Genomic DNA, 15,713 nt, shown 5'->3' with positions numbered 1-15,713 from the left:
GCTATCCGCGAGGTGTGACAGCGGTGTTTCGTCCGCGTGCCCGCATTTAGGCTGGAACAGCGCCATCACCCCGACCTCTGGAGCCGCCATGACACCGCTGTACGACCTCGCGATCCGTGCCCGATCGGTGTTCGTCGACGGGGGCTGGCGGGAGGCCACGATCGCGGTGCGCGACGGCGTCGTGGCGGCCGTCGCCGAGTACGACGAGGAGGTGCCGGCGCACGAGGTCGTCACGCTGCCCGAAGGTCACGTGCTCATTCCCGGCATCGTCGACACGCACGTGCACGTCAACGAGCCGGGCCGCACCGAGTGGGAGGGGTTCACCACCGCCACCCGTGCCGCGGCCGCGGGCGGGGTCACCACCATCGTCGACATGCCGCTGAACAGCATCCCGCCCACCACCACCGTCGAGGGTCTCGCCGTGAAGCGCGAGGCCGCCGCCCCGCAGGCGAGCGTCGACGTGGGGTTCTGGGGCGGGGCCATCCCGTCGAGCCTCGGCACGCTCGAGCCGCTCTGGAACGACGGGGTCTTCGGCTTCAAGGCCTTCCTCTCCCCCTCGGGCGTCGACGAGTTCCCGCACCTCTCGGGCCCCCAGCTGCGCGCGGCCCTGGAGGAGATCGCCGGCTTCGGCGGCCTGCTGATCGTGCACGCCGAAGACCCGGAGGTGCTCGACGAGGCGCCGGCCGACGGCGGCCCGGACTACTTCGCCTTCGTCGCCTCCCGCCCGGAGCTCGCCGAAGAGGATGCCATCGCGCACGTCATCGAGGGTATGCGGGCTACCGGGGCGCGAGCGCACATCCTGCACCTGTCCAGTGCCCGGGCGCTGGCGCAGATCCGCGCGGCGAAGGCCGAGGGCCTGCCGCTCACGGTCGAGACCTGCCCGCACTACCTCAGCTTCGCGGCCGAGCACATCCCCGACGGCGCGACGCAGTTCAAGTGCTGCCCGCCGATCCGCGACGAGGGCAACCGCGACCTGCTCTGGGAGGCGCTGCTGGACGGCACGATCGACCTGATCGCGTCCGACCACTCGCCCTCGACGGCCGAACTGAAGTTCGCCGGCAACGGCGACTTCCAGGAGGCCTGGGGCGGCATCTCGGGTTTGCAGCTGGCCTTCCCGGCCGTGTGGACGGCGGCGCGCGAGCGCGGCATCCCGCTGGAGCGCGTCCTCGGCTGGATGGCGCTGAACACGTCCGCCCTCGTGGGGCTCGGCGAGCGGAAGGGGTCGATCGCGCTCGGTGCCGACGCCGATCTCGTCGACTTCGCCCCCGACGAGTCCTTCGCGGTGCACGCCGAGCAGCTCGAACACAAGAACAAGGTCACGGCCTACGACGGGCGCACGCTGCACGGGGTGGTGCACACCACCTGGCTCGGCGGATCGGTCGTCCACGTGCTCGGAGACGACGCCTCCGTCCGCCTGCCGCAGGGGCGGCTGCTCGCGCGTTCCAGCGAGTGATGCCGTACGTAAATTGGACGTAAATTCCGGCGGCCGGGTGCAGCATCCGCTCTTCCGGTCTCGGCGCAGCCGCCAGACTGGACGGGCGCGCACCCGCACCCTCCCGTCGCGCAGTGAGTAGGAGAGCATGGCAATCGTCCTCGGCCCGCACCAGTACGGCAAGGCGGAGAACCGCATCGTGCGGATCTACCGCGACTCGGCCCGGCACGAGATCCACGATGTCAACGTCTCGACCGCCCTCCGCGGCTCCTTCGACGCCGCACACCTCGTCGGCGACCAGAGCTCGGTGCTCCCCACCGACACGCAGAAGCAGACCGCCTACTCCTACGCGAAGGAGAAGGGCCTCACGTCGATCGAGTCCTACGGGCTCACGCTCGCGCGGCACTTCGTCGACGACGTCGAGCCGGTCTCCGGCGCCCGGATCGAGATCGAGGAGTACGCCTGGGAGCGTGCCCTGGTCGGCGGCTCGGAGCACGACTTCACCTTCGTGCGCAAGGGCCAGGAGGTGCGCACCGCCGCCATCACGATCGAGGGCAAGGGTGCCGATCAGAAGACCTGGATCATCGGCGGCTTCAAGGAGCTGGTGCTGCTGAAGACCACCGGCAGCGAGTTCAGCGACTTCCTCGAAGACTCGTACACGCTCCTGCAGCCCACGAACGACCGCATCATGGCCACCTCGCTGGTGGCGCAGTGGCGCTTCACCGCCCCCGACGGCAGCTGGGCCGACCTCGACTGGGAGGCCACCTACGCCGGCATCAAGCAGATCATGATCGAGGTCTTCGCCACGCTGCACTCGCTCGCCCTGCAGCAGACCCTCTACGAGATGGGCAAGGCCGTGCTCGAGGCCTACCCGTTCCTGGCCGAGATCCGGATGTCGGCGCCGAACAAGCACCACTTCCTCTACGACCTCTCCCCCTTCGGTGTCGCCAACGACAACGAGGTCTTCAACGCCGACGACCGCCCCTACGGCCTCATCCAGGCCTCGGTCCTCCGCGACGACGCTCCCCCCGCCGGCCCGGCCTGGACCATCGCCGGCGGCTTCGCCTAGCCGCCGACCCGGTCCGGTTCAAAAAGCCGCAAATATCGCAGACCGACCCCGTATACGGCCTCGCTATGCCTGAATTGCGTCCATTTCGAACCGCACCGCCACACCCCGGACGGCTCAGCTGCCGCGGTAGGTGCTGTACGCGAAGGGACTCAGCAGCAGCGGCACGTGGTAGTGCGCGGCGGCGTCGTGCAGCTCGAACGTGATCTGCACCTCGGGGTAGAACGCCCTCACCTCTTGCTCGGCGAAGTACGTCGCCGTGTCGAAGCTCACGCGGTACCGGCCGACCGCCAGCCGAACCGGCCCCAGCACGTTCACGCGCCCGTCGGCATCCGTCTCCGCCGACCCGATCATCACCCAGTTCCCCACCTCGTCGTGCTCCAGGATCACGGGCACCCCGGCGGCGGGCCTGCCGATGGTGGAATCCAGGACGTGCGTGGTGACGTGGCTGCGCTCGGTGGCGTTCATGGGTGCTCCTGTGGTCGCATCGAAGGGTTCAGGCGGGGTAGAGCTGCTGCAGGCGGAGCATCGTGATGTCGTGGAGCTCGGATGCCACGGTGGCGGCCTCCTCGGCGGGGTCGAGCTCGAGCCGGCGGGTGAGCTCCGCGAGGATCTCGGCTCGGTCGCGGCCAGCGGCGCGGATGAGGAAGACGCGGTCGAAGCGGGCCTCGTAGGCGGCGTTGCCGGCGGCGATCGCCTCGGCGAGATCCGCATCCGAGGCCTCGGCGGCCGACTGCTCCGAGCGGCTGAAGGTCTGCGAGCGCCCTTCACCGCTGGCGCGCTCACCGATGCGCGGGTGGTGCGCGAGGGCCGCGTCGACCTCGACCGGTGTCAGCGACGACGCCACGCGGTCGGCGAGGGCGAGCAGGTCGGCGTTCGATGCGAACGGAGCTCCGGCCGCCACGTCGTCGGCGAAACGATCGACGCCGAGGCACGAGAACAGTGCCTCGCGGAGGTCGGCGACCATGGCCGAGCGTCCGTCGGTTCCGTCGGGGGCTGCAGTGGGTTCCGCCATGATTCCAGCTTAGGGCGCGCCCGGGAGCGAGCCTCCTACGATGAGGTCATGAGCATCCGTCCCACCCGCGATGCGGCCCCGGAGGCCGTCGGCATCCTGCTCGCCGCCGGCGCCGGCCGGAGGATGGGCACGCCGAAGGCGCTCGTGATCGGCGACGACGGCGAACCGTGGATCGCGCGCGGCGTGCGGGTGCTGCGCGAGGGCGGCTGTGAGCGGATCGTCGCGGTGCTCGGAGCCGCACCCGAGGCGGAGTCCCTGATCCCGGCCGAGCTCCGCGAGCACGTCACGGTCGTGGTCGCAGAGGACTGGCGACTGGGCCAGAGCGCGTCGCTTCGCGCGGGCGTCCGTGCGATGCAGGCCCTGCGGGAGCTGCCGCCGCCCTCCGCGTTGGTTTCCCTGGTGGATCTGCCGGGACTCCGGCCGGCCGCCGTGCGCCGTGTCCTGTCGGCCGCCGCCGGTGCCGCCATTGATGCTGCCCGGAGGCCGGACGCGCCGGGAGCGACTTCGGCGTCGGCTTCGACTTCGACAGCGACTTCGGCTTCGACCTCGTCAGCCCTCCTCCAGGCGGCCTACGACGGCCGGCCCGGGCATCCGGTGTTCCTGGGCGCGGCGCACCTCGCACCCCTGCTGGAGCACCTGCGCGGCGACACCGGAGCCCGCCCCTACCTCCGCGAACACGGCGTGCGGATGGTCGACTGCACCGACCTCGGCGGGGGCGACGACGTCGACGGGCCGGGCTGAGCATCCGCAGCGATTTCGTTGCATTCCGGAAGTATCTGCGGCACGACGGCGTTGACTGAAGACATGACAGCAACAGGACTCACCACCATCGGACTCGTCGGCGCCGGCAACATCGGCAGCCAGCTCGCACGTCTCGCGGTCGCGCACGGCTACCGCGTCGTCATCAGCAACTCGCGCGGCCCCGAGACGCTCGCCGACCTGATCGAAGAACTCGGACCTCAGGCCTCCGCCGCCACCGCCGCTGAAGCCGCGGCCGCCGGCGACCTCGTGGTCGTCACCGTGCCGCTCAAGAACTACCGCCAGGTGCCGGCCGCTCCCCTGGCCGGCAAGATCGTGATCGACACGAACAACTACTACTTCGAGCGCGACGGCCGCATCGCCGAGCTCGAGGAGGGTCGCACGACGGTCTCCGAGATGCTGCAGGCGCACGCCCCGGGCGCCACCGTCGTCAAGGCCTTCAACAACATCATGGCCGCCGACCTGACGACCAGCGGATCGCCTTCGGGCAGCGACGACCGCCGTGCCCTCCCGATCGCCGGCGACGACGCCGCCGCGAAGGCCACGGTCACCACCCTGCTCGACGAGTTCGGCTTCGACGCCGTCGACGCCGGCCCCCTCTCCGAAGGCTGGCGCTTCGAGCGCGACCGCCCGGCGTACGTGGTGCGGATGAACGCGACGGAGGCCGTGGCCAAGCTCGCCGAGGCCGGGAGCCGGTAGTAGCTCAGAAGTGATCGGCCCCCTGTCTGCTATACAGAATTATGGCACCCAGGTCTCGGGCCGTACTCGACGACCCAAGGTGAGCGTGTGGCCGAGGGATGCGACCGAAGGCCGCGTTCCTCGACCGCGCGCTCACATGTCGCGCTGCGCCGGGCAAGGACCGGCGCAGCCCGGTCACGCCGAGCGAAGCCCGGCGCGACCGGCAACAAGCACAACTACAGCTCTAGTTCACCTAGGGCGTCGTACAGGCCGTTGATCGCGGCTATGCGGGTGCGGGAGTCGCGGGGGCGCGCGGCCAAGGCGTTCGAGGCCAGCACGTTCACCACGCTCATGGCGCTCGCGTAGCTGTCCAGCGGGGAGACGCTGTCGATGGGGCACTCGATCCAGACCGCGGCGAACTCCGAGTAGCGGCGGGCCGAGGGGTCGCCGATCAGGACGATCGGCACCCCCTGCGCGGCGATCCCGGCCACGAGCCGGCCGAAGCCCGAGGTTCGCCGCCGGAAGGCGAACACCACGGCCACGTCGCGCGCGTCCCGCTCCGCGAACTCCTCGGCGATCGTCTGCCCCGGCTGCGGCGCCAGGTGCACGCCGGCGCGGCCCTGCGCGAGCTGCTCGCGCAGGTGCAGCGCGAGGGCGAAGTTGTTGCGCAGGCCCACCACGGTCACGCTGCGGCTGCGCACCAGCAGCTCCGTCGCCTGCTCGAGCCGCTGCGGGCCGAGCGCGTCCAGACACCGCCGCAGGTTCTCCACCTCGCGCACGAGATGGGCCGACAGGTCGGCGGATGCCCCGGGCGAGGATCCCCCCACCGGAACGCCCAGCGACCGCAGCGACCGCGCGTGCTCCCGCACCTCCTGCGCATTCTCGAAGCCGAGCCGCCGGAACAACCGCGACACGGTCGCCTTCGACACCCCGCTGCGCTGCGCGAGCTCGGTCCCCGAGTAGATCGCCAGGTCGCTGAGATGGTCGAGAATGAAGTCGGCCGCCCGCTGCTCCTGCGGCGACAGCTCGCCGTACGAGCGGTCGATCCGCTGCCCGATGTTCATCGGCGCATCGGCGGCCGTCTCGATCGTCATGCGCGAGCCAGCGCCAATACCGCGTGCTCGAAGGCGTCGATCGTGGCCGCGACGTCCGCCGCCGTCACCCGCTCCTCGGGATTGTGACTCACGCCGCCCTCGCAGCGCACGAAGAGCATCCCGATCTCGGCGATCTCGGCGATCGCCATCGCGTCGTGCCCGGCCTTGGAGAACAACGACATCGGCCGCCGGTCGCCGGTCGAGCGGATGCCCTCGGCGATCACGCCGCGCAGCCGCGCACTGCACACCGCGGCCGGCGCCGAGTGCGTCTCGACGCTCTCCCAGCGCAGTCGCCGCTGCCGGCAGATGTCCGACAGCATGTCCTGGATCACCGTCCAGATGCGGTCGCGCTCGCTGTCGTACTCACCGCGCAGGTCGAGGCTGAACTCCACCTTGCCCGGGATGACGTTCACCGCATCCGGGAACACCTCGAGGTGCCCCACGGTCGCGATGAGCTGAGCGGATCGCGCGATCCGCTCGATGGCGATGATCGCATCCGCGGCCCCGGCGAGCGCGTCGCGGCGCCGCTCGTAGGGGGTGCCGGAGTGCCCGGCGCGGCCGATGATCGTCACCAGGAAGCGACGGGCGCCGGCGATCGAGGAGACGATGCCGAGCGCCTTGTTCTCGTCCTCGAGGTACGGGCCCTGCTCGATGTGGGCTTCGAGGTAGCCCACGAAGTCCGAGCGCGAGCGGGCGGCCTCGCCGATCGCCGCCGGGTCGAGCCCCCAGGCCACGAAGGCGTCCCGGAGGGTCACGCCGTCTTCGCCGCGGAGCTCCCACCAGGCGTCGTCCCAGGTGCCCGCATACGCGCGGCTGCCGAGCAGCGCCCGCCCGAAGCGGGTGCCCTCCTCGTCGGCGAAGGCGACGACCTCCACCGCGAACGGCAGCGTCGCCGCACGCCCGGAGGCGTGCAGCCGCTCCACCACGGCGATCGCGGTCAGCACGCCCAGGATGCCGTCGTACTTGCCGGCCGAGGGCACGGTGTCGAGGTGGCTGCCGAGCAGCAGCGCCGGGAGCCCTGGCGTCGCGCCCTCGAGCCGGCCGCAGAGGTTGCCCGCCGCATCCTGCCAGGTGGTCATTCCGGCGGCGCGCATCCAGTCGGCGGCGATCGCGTTGACCTCGGCGTGCTCCTTCGAGAGGTACACGCGCTCGATCAGCCCGTCGGGCAGCGAGCTGTGCGTGGCGAGCTCCTCGCAGCGGGCGAGGAGGGTGGCTGCGGTCGTGGTCTCGGGAACGTCGAGGGCGTGGATGTCGGCCATCAGGCCACCGATCCGTCGCTGTACACGTCGTAGGCGGCGCCCACTCCCCCGCCGGCCGTGACGGACGCCCCCTGCCGGCGCAGCACCTGCTCGAGCGAGGCGAGCGTGCTGAGCACGGCATCCTTGCGGGCGTTGTAGCCCATGGTGCCGATGCGCCACACCTTGCCGTGCAGCGGCCCGAACGAGGTGCCGATCTCGATCCCGAAGTCCTCGAGCAGTTCACCGCGCAAGGCGTCGCCGTTCACGCCCGAAGGGATGTGCACGGCCACGACGTTGTTCATCTTCACCGCGAGATCGCCGAACACCTCGAGGCCGAGACCTCGCACGCCCGCCAACATCGCCGCGCCGTGCAGGCGGTGCCGCTCGACGGCCGCATCCAGACCCTCCTCCACGAGCAGGCGGGCGCACTCGCGCGCGCCGTAGAGCATCGTGGTGGCCTCGGTGTGGTGGTTCAGGCGCTTCTCGCCCCAGTAGTCGAAGATCATCGCCAGGTCGAAGTAGTTCGAACGGATGCGTGACTCGCGGATCTCGGAGTCGTCGCCGGCGATCCCCGCCTCGATGCTCTTGCGGCTCTCGATCACGGAAACCGCCTTCGCCGAGAAGGTCGCGGGAGCCGACCCGGAGGGCCCGCCGAGGCATTTCTGCAGGCCGGCGGTCACGGCGTCCAGGCCCAGGGCATCCGTGTCGAAGGCGTTGCCGGCGAGGCTCGCGGTGACGTCGGTGTAGAACAGCACGCCGTGCTTCTCGCAGAGCTCACCGAGCCCCTCGAGCGGTTGCGCCACCGTGGTGCTCGTGTCGCCGTGCACGACCGCGAGCAGAGCGGGCTGGGTGCGCACGATCGCCTCCTCGATCTCGGCCGCCGTGAACACCGTGCCCCACTCGCGCTCGATCACGTGCACCTCGGCGCCCGCCCGTTCGGCGATCTCGCGCAGCAGGTGCCCGAAGCGCCCGAAGACCGGCACCAGCACGCGGTCGCCCGGTGTGACGAGGGACACGATCGCGGCCTCGATGCCGGCGCGACTCGTGCCGTCGATCAGCAGCGTCTGCTCGTTGGCGGTCTTGAAGACCTCGCGGTACAGGCCCATCGTCTCGGTCATGTAGGCGGTCATCGCCGGGTCGTACTGGCCCACCAGCTGCGCCGACATGGCGCGGAGCACGCGCGGGTCGGCGTTGATCGGGCCGGGGCCCATCAGAAGGCGGGGCGGCGGGTTGATCGGCTGACTGATGATGTCGTCTCCTCGCGGCGTGATCGAAAAGTTTGTTTCGTCGTCGCCATCATACGAAACGGACGTTTCACACATGTTTCGGACGGGCGGATCTTATCCACAGACCTCGTCATGGTGCCTGAGCATTGTTCATGTTCTGTTAGCCTCGCTCTCCATGAACACGTCGAGTCGGATCGCCTCGCTGGACGGCCTGCGTGGCCTGGCCGCGCTCACGGTCGTGCTCGGGCACGCCCGTCTGATCCTGCTGGCCGACCCGGTTCTCACCGTCGCCGGCCTGCAGCAGGTCGCCGAGGGTGTCGGGGTGATCGGCAACAAGGCCGTCTGGCTGTTCTTCGTGCTCTCCGGGCTCGTGCTCACGCGCTTCGCCACCGGCCGGTCCGGTTTCGACTACGGCGCCTACCTGCTGTCGCGCCTGGCCCGGCTGTATCTCCCGGTATGGGCGGCGCTGGCTCTCACCGCCACCAGCCTGCTGATCGCGCCGAGGGTTGCGAACCTGGGGCTCGGGCAGTGGATCGACGGGCATCCCCCCGGGATGACACCGGCCGGGCTCGTCGCCGACGCCACGCTGGTCGCGGGCACGAGCGGCACGCTCTCCCCGCTGTGGACCTTGCAGTGGGAGGTGCTGTTCTCGCTCCTCCTCGTGCTGTACATCGCCGTGCTGCGGCGCGTGCCGCCGGCCGCGGGGGTCGCACTGGGGATCGCCCTGGCCACGCTCGGCGCGCGCCTCGGCTCCGAGATCCTGCTCTACCTGCCGATGTTCGCGATCGGGGTGGCGCTCGCGCTCGGCTGGCCGCAGCTGAGCGGCCTGGCTCGCCGGCTCCAGAGCCCGGGCGGGCGACGGATGCGGGACCACCCGACACCGCCCACGTCGTCGGGCTCCCCGCGGGTGCCCGCCCTGGTCGCCACGGTCGTCACTGCCGCCGGGATCGCCCTGGCGGTCGCGTCGTGCTCAGTCGGATCGGTCCTCCGCGGCAGCGGGCTCGATACCGGGTGGCTCACCGTCGTCGACACGGCATCCGCTCTGGCCGGAGTCACGCTGGTCGTGGTGCTGGTGGGCCTGGCACCGGCGCTGATCCGGATGTCCACCAGCCGCCCCGTGCGCTGGCTCGGTGCGATCTCGTTCAGCCTGTACCTCGTGCACGAGCCGATCCTGGTGGGCGCCGTGAGGCTGTTCGGCAGTGCGCCCGGCACCGTGCTGATCGCGCTGCTCCTGTGCTTCCCGGCGGCCGCGCTCTTCGCGCTCTTCGTCGAGCGCCCCGCGCACCGTTTATCGCAGTCGCTCCGCCGCAACCCGGCATCGACCCGTCAGAATGTCCCGCTTTCGACGCCTCGGAACGGGACGAAGTGACGGGTCGGCGAGGGAAGGGATCGCGGTGGGTCAGGCACGGAGGAGCTCCGCCACTTGTGCCGCCACGTCGATGAGGGCGAGGTCGGAACCCCGCGGGCCCACCAGGCACAGGCCGAGCGGGGCGCGGCCGCCCGGAGCGGGCACCGAGAGCACGGGGGCCGAGACGGCGGGATAGCCGCCCGTTCCGGCCACCGAGGTCATCCGCAGGGTGGCCGCGCGCACGCCCGCGATCGTCTCGGCGGGCGCGTTCAGCGCCGGTGCCGCCGAGGAGGCCGAGGGGAGCAGCAGGATGCGCCCGGCGAGCACGGTGTCGAGCCGTTCGCGTGCGTCGGCCAGGTGGGCGCGCCCGGCGGCCTCGGCATCGGCGTCCACCGCGGAGGCGACATCGAATCGCTCGGCGATGTCCGGTCCGAGCACGCCCGGGTGGGCGGTGATCCAGTCGCCGTGCTCCCGCCAGGCCTCGGCGGCCTGCACCGTCCGGAAGGCGGCGAACAGCGCATCGAGGTCCCCCAGATCGACCTGTTCGATCACGCCGAACAGCTCGGCTGCCCGTGGTCCGTCGACGAGCCCGGAGAACGCCGCGCGGACCGTCTCGTCGCACCCCTCGAGCAGTCCGGGGTCGACCACGAACCTGGCCTGGAGCCCGCTCGCCCCGCCGCCTCCGGGTGCACCCACACGGCCACCCTCCGCAGCGTTCGTCGCACCGTCAAAGCCCGCCGCGTCCCCGTGCACGCCGACGATCCCACCACCTGCGGCGCCCGGCACGCCGGCGACCGCCGTCGCCCCGGGGGCACCCGCGAAAGACACCGCGGCCGCCGCCCGCAACGCCGCGGCCGAGCGCGTCAGCCAGCCGATGCTGTCGAAGCTCGGCGCGAGCGGCAGCAGACCCTCGGCGCTCACCGAGCCGTGCGAGGTGCGCAGACCCCAGAGTCCGTTGTACGAGGCGGGCACGCGGATCGAGCCCGCCGTGTCGGTCGCCAGCCCGATCGTCGCCTGGCCGAGGGCCACCGCGGCCGCGGGACCACTGGAGGAACCGCCCGGGATGGCCCCGGGCACCGCCACGTTCGGCGGGGTGCCGTAGTGCACGTTGCGCCCGGCGATGCTGTACGCGAACTCGTCGGTCTGGGCGATGCCCTGCAGCGCGGCTCCCCCGGCCCGGACTGCGGCCACCGCCGCGGCATCCTGCGTCTGCACCGGCGCCTCGGCGAGGTATTGCGGAATCCCCGCGCCGATAGCGAAGCCCGCCACGGCGTAGAGGTCTTTCACCGCGACGGTCATCCCCTCGAGCGCACGCGGCTTGGCACCGCCACCGTCGTCGCCGGCTGCCACGCGGGCCACGCCACCGCCGGGACCCGCCTCACCCGACGCAGCGGCTGCGCCCAGCGGCAGCGCCGGCACCGGAGGCACCGCCGGCACCAGCGGAACCCCGGCCACCCGCCACACCGAGCCGTTCAGCGCGGGCGGCGCTCCGTGCACGTGCGCGGCCGAGATCACCCACGCCCCCTCGCGCCGCTCCCACAGCTGGGTCTGCAGACCCGAGCCCCCCTTCACCGGTGCACTCACCGACACGATGAGCACCGCCTCGGGGCCGATCACCCGCAGATGCACCTCGGTGATCGTGCGCGGCGGCAGGCCCCCGCGCAGCCCGCGGAACGCGCTGATCCGGTCGTGCCCCACGAGCAGCCCCGAGGCATCCCCCCGAAGCGTCGACGCACCGCGCGCGAACGAGCGGTCGAGCACCTCGAGATCGTTGGCCATCAGAGCGCTCTCGTAGCCGCGGAACGCGAGCAGCAGCTCGTCGAGCGCAGCGGGCTCCAGGGCGCCGTCGATGGTGGTGACTCCGGCCGGGATGGCGTGCTCGGGCATTGCGGTTCTCTCCTGGTCTGGGCGGCCGCGGGGCCGCATCCTGTCTCGTCCGGTCCGGCGCGAGCCGGGCTCAGCGTACGAAGCGCTCAGCGTGGCAAGCGCTCAGCGCACCCCGGCGAAGTCGGACACCCGGATGCGCGCGTGCACGCCCTTCACGATGTCGACGACCTGCGAGATGTTGAAGTCGGTGGCGGCGCTGAGGTAGGCGTAAGCCAGCGCGCGATCCATGCCGTAGCGCGCCTCCAGCAGCGCGAGCGCGGCCCGTACACAGTTCTGCACGGCCACGTCGAGGTCTTCGTCCATGCCGGTGGGCACCAAGAACTCGCTCGTCTCCGCCATCGGCCCGGCGATCGCGCCGAACTCGGCCTCGGCGTCCGAGCGGGCTAGCAGGTCGAACCGCACGGTCACCCGCAGCGAGGCCTCCATCGCCGTGAGCGCCACCTCGCCGTCGCCCTGCGCGAAGTGCGGGTCGCCCACGTAGGCGAGCGCGCCCGGCACCTGCACGGGCAGGTACAGCGCCGATCCCACGGTCAGCACGTTGATGTCGATGTTCCCCCCGTGCGCTCCCGGCGGCACCGAGTGCGGTCGCTGGTCGCCCGACACCGCGACCCCCATGATGCCGAGGAACGGTGCGAGCGGAAAGCGCACCACGGGGTCGCCACCGGGCACGAGCGGCAGTGCCCCGATGCGGGTGCCTTCGAGGGTGTCCTGCAGCTCGGCGAACACGCTCACGTTGTCGGGGCCCAGCGGATGCTCGCCCACGAGCGCGCCCTTGCCGTGCCGGTTCGAGATGACCCCGTAGGGCACCCGCGGAGTGGTCTCCAGCACCGTCATCTTCAGCAGGTCGCCCGGCCGGGCCCCGCGGATCGCGATCGGCCCCGTCACCACGTGGGGTCCATCGGATGCGTGCCGCGGGTAGTCGGAGGCGGCCAGCCCGATCGCGTCCGACAGCACGAAGTCGCGGTCCACCCCGTGCGCCGCGAAGAACCCGGCCGGATTGCGGCCCTGGTCCTCCAGGATGCCCTCGTGGCTGAGGGTGTCGATCGTCACCTCGGTTCCCGGATCGATCTCGAGCACCGCACGATCGCTCGCGCAGGGCAGCCGGCCCCAGAGCACGTTGTCGCGGGTCGCCGCGAGGTATTCGGTGGCGCGGATCTCCCCCGCGCCGGGCTGCAGTGCGGCCGACATCGACATGCGGTCACCTCTCCTCACGTGCTCTCGGCGCAGCAGGGCACTCCGTGGGCGCGCCGACAACCCGAGAGTAGCGCCCGTTTGCACGGGCCCCGGCCGAGCGGCTACCGTTTCAGGGCATCGTCGGCACGCCCGCCCGGGAACTCTGCGGCATCCTCCGGCAACTCCTCCGGAATCTTTTACATGACCGAAACGTGCATCGGCTTTGATTCACACAACTCACCGACGGGAACGACAGTGCTCACCAGACTCCGCGCCAAGCGCGACAACCTGCACCTCGGGCTGATGCTCGCCCTCACCTTCTCCACCGGGGTCGTGGATGCGGTGGGCTACCTCGGTCTGGACAAGGTGTTCGCCGGCAACATGACCGGAAACGTCGTCATCCTGGGCATGGCCCTCGCCGGTGCCGACGACCTGCCCTGGGTCGGCCCGCTGCTCGCGCTGTTCGCCTTCATGCTGGGCGCCGTCATCGGCGGGCGGGTGCTGCGCCCCGTCAAGGCCGGCTGGACGACCCGCACCACCTGGCTCTTCGCCGTCGTGGGCGCCGTGCTCGCCGGACTCGCCATCGCCCTGTTCGTGCTGAACGGCAAACCGCCGCAGCCCTGGGAGCTCATCATCACGGTGCTCCTCGCCGCCGCGATGGGCATGCAGGCGGCCACGGCCCGCCACATCGCGGTGAAGGATGTCACGACCGTGGTGGTCACGTCCACGATCACCGGTTTCGCCGCCGACTCCCGGCTCGCCGGGGGCAAAGGCCAGCCCTGGTTCCGCCGGGCGGCCGCCATCGTGCTGATCGCCGCGGGCGCCGGCGTGGGCGCCCTTCTGCTCATGCTGCACATCGGCTGGGGCGTGGCCGTCGCCGCCCTCATCACGCTGATCGCCGCCCTGCTCGGCCACATCGCCGCCCACGTGAAGCACACCCCCGCGCCGGCATCCGCCCCCGCCCCGGCCGAGGCCGCCGCCTGAGAGGCCATCCGGTCAGCGGATGCAGAAATTTCGCTGACCGACCCCCTATACGGCGTCGGTCAGCCCGAAATCTGCATCCGCTGACCGACTACCGCTTCAGCGCGGCGTGCGGGCGCGGAAGGGGCGCTGGCAGCGCGGGCAGAGGTGCGAGGAGCGGTTCATGAACTGCTCGCGCACGATCGGCGTGCCGCAACGCGGGCACGGCTTGCCCTGCTGGCCATAGGCATTCAGGCTGTGCGAGAAGTAGCCCGACGCGCCGTTCACGTTCACGTACTGCGCGTCGAAGCTCGTTCCGCCCTCGGCCAGCGCCTTCTCCAGCACGATCCGCACCTCGGCGAGCAGTTCGCGCATCCGCGGCTTGGCCAGCTTGTCGGAGGGGTACTCGTAGTGCAGGCGGGCCGCCCAGAGCGATTCGTCGGCGTAGATGTTGCCGATGCCGGAGATCAGGGTCTGATCGAGCAGGGCGCGCTTGATGCCGGTGCGCTTGCGGCCCAGAGCTGCAAAGAAGCGCTCGTCGTCGAAGGCGGGGTCGAGCGGATCGCGCGCGATGTGCGCGACCTGCGACGGCACGCGCGCCCATCCGGTCGCGCCGTCCCGCCCGGCACCGAACCCGAAGTAGCCGCCGGGATGCCCGTCGGGCGTGAGCAGGAGGCGGTCGACGGCCATCGACCCGAAGATCCGCTGGTCGACGAAGTTCACCCAGAACTCGCCGTGCTCCGGATGCTCGATCTGCAGCCGGATGCGCAGCAGGCCGTCTTCCTCGACGCCCGGCGTGCGCAGCAGCACCTGTCCGCTCATCCCGAGGTGAGCGACGAGAGCGCGCTCGTCGGCATCGGGGTGGGAGCCGGCCTCGGCGGTCTTCGGCGCCGACAGCGGGAACCACAGGAACTTGCCCCGGCGACCAGCCGCGAGCATCCGGCGCCCGGTCAGCAGAGCCTCGAACGACCCCTCGAGAGGACTGTGCCGCTTGAGCGACCGCTGGTCGAACACCTCGACGCCCGTGATCAGCGCGCCCGAGACGGCGGGCTCGAGGCCGGCGCGGACGACCTCGACCTCGGGGAGCTCAGGCACCGGATCCGGTACCTGCGGGAGCGCCCGCGGCACCGCCGAGCAGGGCGAACGCCGCCGCGGCAGCGAGCGACTCGGCCTGCTTCTTGCTCGACCCGCTGCCCGAGGCGGCGACCGTGGACCCGTCGGACACCGCGCGCACCGACACGGTGGCCTCGAAGGTCTTGCGGTGGTCGGGCCCGCTCTCCTGGATCTCGTACACCGGGGCCTCGTAGCCCAGCTGGGCGGCCCGCTCCTGCAGGGAGGTCTTCGGATCCATCGAGATGCCGAAGCGCAGCGGGTCGTTCGCCAGCGGCGACACGAGCCTCAGCACGAGCGCGGTCGCGACATCCGGACCCTGATCGAGGTAGGTGGCGCCGATCAGCGCCTCCATGGTGTCGGCGAGCAGCGAGGCCTTGTCGCGGCCCCCGGTGAGCTCTTCGCCGCGACCGAGCTTGAGGTAGGCCCCGAGCCCGATGGTGCGGGCGATCTCGGCGAGCGCGACGGTCGACACCAGCGAGGCCCGACGTTTGGCGAGCTCGCCCTCGTCGAGATCCGTGAACGTCGTGTAGAGCATCACCGTCACGGCTTGGCCCAGGATGGAGTCGCCGAGGAACTCGAGGCGCTCGTTCGTGGGGATGCCGCCGTGCTCGTAGGAATACGAGCGATGGGTCAGCGCGAGATCGAGCAGGTCGGCGTCGAGCGCGATCTGCAGGGTCGCCAAAAGGTGCGACCGGTCTTCGGTGTAGTCGGAAGACACGGTCGC

The 15,713-nt window shown here is 71.3% G+C and carries 15 protein-coding genes; 6 read left to right on the top strand and 9 right to left on the bottom strand.

Annotated elements, in window-relative coordinates:
- Window positions 1-88 precede the first annotated feature (88 nt).
- Entirely contained in the window at window positions 89-1,453 is a 1,365-nt protein-coding gene (gene allB, locus ACN4JJ_RS17100; RefSeq protein WP_440711105.1) for an allantoinase AllB, read from the top strand.
- 127 nt (window positions 1,454-1,580) lie between these two features.
- The gene (pucL, locus tag ACN4JJ_RS17095) at window positions 1,581-2,501 is read left to right on the top strand and encodes a factor-independent urate hydroxylase (RefSeq protein WP_440711104.1); all 921 of its coding nucleotides are present in this window, start codon (window positions 1,581-1,583) and stop codon (window positions 2,499-2,501) included.
- Between the two features lie 114 nt (window positions 2,502-2,615).
- Here the strand turns inward: pucL and uraH are convergent, their stop codons facing one another.
- Complete coding sequence (gene uraH / locus ACN4JJ_RS17090; protein WP_440711103.1) at window positions 2,616-2,966, bottom strand: hydroxyisourate hydrolase; 351 nt, start codon at window positions 2,964-2,966, stop codon at window positions 2,616-2,618.
- A gap of 28 nt (window positions 2,967-2,994) precedes the next feature.
- On the bottom strand, window positions 2,995-3,513 hold the full coding sequence (uraD, locus tag ACN4JJ_RS17085; RefSeq protein ID WP_440711102.1) for a 2-oxo-4-hydroxy-4-carboxy-5-ureidoimidazoline decarboxylase: 519 nt from the start codon (window positions 3,511-3,513) through the stop codon (window positions 2,995-2,997).
- Window positions 3,514-3,561: 48 nt separating this feature from the next.
- Here uraD and ACN4JJ_RS17080 point away from each other — a divergent pair, with 48 nt between their 5' ends.
- On the top strand, window positions 3,562-4,254 hold the full coding sequence (locus ACN4JJ_RS17080; protein ID WP_440711101.1) for a nucleotidyltransferase family protein: 693 nt from the start codon (window positions 3,562-3,564) through the stop codon (window positions 4,252-4,254).
- Between the two features lie 63 nt (window positions 4,255-4,317).
- Complete coding sequence (locus ACN4JJ_RS17075) at window positions 4,318-4,971, top strand: NADPH-dependent F420 reductase (protein ID WP_440711100.1); 654 nt, start codon at window positions 4,318-4,320, stop codon at window positions 4,969-4,971.
- A 215-nt stretch (window positions 4,972-5,186) separates the two neighbouring features.
- Here ACN4JJ_RS17075 and ACN4JJ_RS17070 read toward each other — a convergent pair whose 3' ends face one another.
- From ACN4JJ_RS17070 to ACN4JJ_RS17060, 3 genes are read right to left on the bottom strand one after another with little or no spacing between them, the layout of a single operon-like run.
- Complete coding sequence (locus ACN4JJ_RS17070) at window positions 5,187-6,044, bottom strand: MurR/RpiR family transcriptional regulator (protein WP_440711099.1); 858 nt, start codon at window positions 6,042-6,044, stop codon at window positions 5,187-5,189.
- A complete protein-coding gene (locus ACN4JJ_RS17065; protein ID WP_440711098.1) occupies window positions 6,041-7,303 on the bottom strand; it encodes an allantoate amidohydrolase in 1,263 nt (420 codons plus the stop codon). Before ACN4JJ_RS17065 ends, ACN4JJ_RS17070 begins: the two co-directional genes overlap by 4 nt.
- Entirely contained in the window at window positions 7,303-8,493 is a 1,191-nt protein-coding gene (locus ACN4JJ_RS17060; RefSeq protein ID WP_440711097.1) for a pyridoxal-phosphate-dependent aminotransferase family protein, read from the bottom strand. Before ACN4JJ_RS17060 ends, ACN4JJ_RS17065 begins: the two co-directional genes overlap by 1 nt.
- A 190-nt stretch (window positions 8,494-8,683) precedes the next feature.
- Here ACN4JJ_RS17060 and ACN4JJ_RS17055 point away from each other — a divergent pair, with 190 nt between their 5' ends.
- Window positions 8,684-9,877 carry an acyltransferase family protein gene (locus ACN4JJ_RS17055; RefSeq protein WP_440711096.1) on the top strand — a complete coding sequence of 398 codons (1,194 nt, stop codon included), beginning with the start codon at window positions 8,684-8,686 and terminating at the stop codon, window positions 9,875-9,877.
- Between the two features lie 30 nt (window positions 9,878-9,907).
- On the opposite strand, the gene ACN4JJ_RS17050 is transcribed toward ACN4JJ_RS17055, so the two are convergent.
- Window positions 9,908-11,743 carry an AtzH-like domain-containing protein gene (locus ACN4JJ_RS17050; protein ID WP_440711095.1) on the bottom strand — a complete coding sequence of 612 codons (1,836 nt, stop codon included), beginning with the start codon at window positions 11,741-11,743 and terminating at the stop codon, window positions 9,908-9,910.
- A gap of 102 nt (window positions 11,744-11,845) precedes the next feature.
- Window positions 11,846-12,937 carry an acetamidase/formamidase family protein gene (locus ACN4JJ_RS17045; RefSeq protein ID WP_440711094.1) on the bottom strand — a complete coding sequence of 364 codons (1,092 nt, stop codon included), beginning with the start codon at window positions 12,935-12,937 and terminating at the stop codon, window positions 11,846-11,848.
- A gap of 234 nt (window positions 12,938-13,171) precedes the next feature.
- Here ACN4JJ_RS17045 and ACN4JJ_RS17040 point away from each other — a divergent pair, with 234 nt between their 5' ends.
- Window positions 13,172-13,900 carry a YoaK family protein gene (locus ACN4JJ_RS17040; protein ID WP_440711093.1) on the top strand — a complete coding sequence of 243 codons (729 nt, stop codon included), beginning with the start codon at window positions 13,172-13,174 and terminating at the stop codon, window positions 13,898-13,900.
- 96 nt (window positions 13,901-13,996) lie between these two features.
- On the opposite strand, the gene mutM is transcribed toward ACN4JJ_RS17040, so the two are convergent.
- Both mutM and rnc read right to left on the bottom strand, forming a co-directional pair.
- Window positions 13,997-14,971, bottom strand: a complete 975-nt coding sequence (gene mutM / locus ACN4JJ_RS17035) for a bifunctional DNA-formamidopyrimidine glycosylase/DNA-(apurinic or apyrimidinic site) lyase (protein WP_440711092.1) — start codon at window positions 14,969-14,971, stop codon at window positions 13,997-13,999.
- A complete protein-coding gene (gene rnc, locus ACN4JJ_RS17030) occupies window positions 14,964-15,707 on the bottom strand; it encodes a ribonuclease III (RefSeq protein WP_440711091.1) in 744 nt (247 codons plus the stop codon). Before rnc ends, mutM begins: the two co-directional genes overlap by 8 nt.
- Between the last annotated feature and the right edge of the window lie 6 nt (window positions 15,708-15,713).

It is taken from the genome of Herbiconiux dendrobii (assembly GCF_052048175.1).
Taxonomy (GTDB): Bacteria; Actinomycetota; Actinomycetes; order Actinomycetales; family Microbacteriaceae; genus Herbiconiux.
Note: the sequence above shows the minus strand (reverse complement) of the source record. Positions and strands in the feature narration are given on the sequence as shown.

Excerpts from the sequence above, each read along its gene's own strand:
- allB (WP_440711105.1), top strand. The coding sequence starts at position 89 with ATGACACCGCTGTACGACCTCGCGATCCGTGCCCGATCGGTGTTCGTC.
- pucL (WP_440711104.1), top strand. The coding sequence starts at position 1,581 with ATGGCAATCGTCCTCGGCCCGCACCAGTACGGCAAGGCGGAGAACCGC.
- uraH (WP_440711103.1), bottom strand. The coding sequence starts at position 2,966 with ATGAACGCCACCGAGCGCAGCCACGTCACCACGCACGTCCTGGATTCC.
- uraD (WP_440711102.1), bottom strand. The coding sequence starts at position 3,513 with ATGGCGGAACCCACTGCAGCCCCCGACGGAACCGACGGACGCTCGGCC.
- ACN4JJ_RS17080 (WP_440711101.1), top strand. The coding sequence starts at position 3,562 with ATGAGCATCCGTCCCACCCGCGATGCGGCCCCGGAGGCCGTCGGCATC.
- ACN4JJ_RS17075 (WP_440711100.1), top strand. The coding sequence starts at position 4,318 with ATGACAGCAACAGGACTCACCACCATCGGACTCGTCGGCGCCGGCAAC.
- ACN4JJ_RS17070 (WP_440711099.1), bottom strand. The coding sequence starts at position 6,044 with ATGACGATCGAGACGGCCGCCGATGCGCCGATGAACATCGGGCAGCGG.
- ACN4JJ_RS17065 (WP_440711098.1), bottom strand. The coding sequence starts at position 7,303 with ATGGCCGACATCCACGCCCTCGACGTTCCCGAGACCACGACCGCAGCC.
- ACN4JJ_RS17060 (WP_440711097.1), bottom strand. The coding sequence starts at position 8,493 with ATGGGCCCCGGCCCGATCAACGCCGACCCGCGCGTGCTCCGCGCCATG.
- ACN4JJ_RS17055 (WP_440711096.1), top strand. The coding sequence starts at position 8,684 with ATGAACACGTCGAGTCGGATCGCCTCGCTGGACGGCCTGCGTGGCCTG.
- ACN4JJ_RS17050 (WP_440711095.1), bottom strand. The coding sequence starts at position 11,743 with ATGCCCGAGCACGCCATCCCGGCCGGAGTCACCACCATCGACGGCGCC.
- ACN4JJ_RS17045 (WP_440711094.1), bottom strand. The coding sequence starts at position 12,937 with ATGTCGATGTCGGCCGCACTGCAGCCCGGCGCGGGGGAGATCCGCGCC.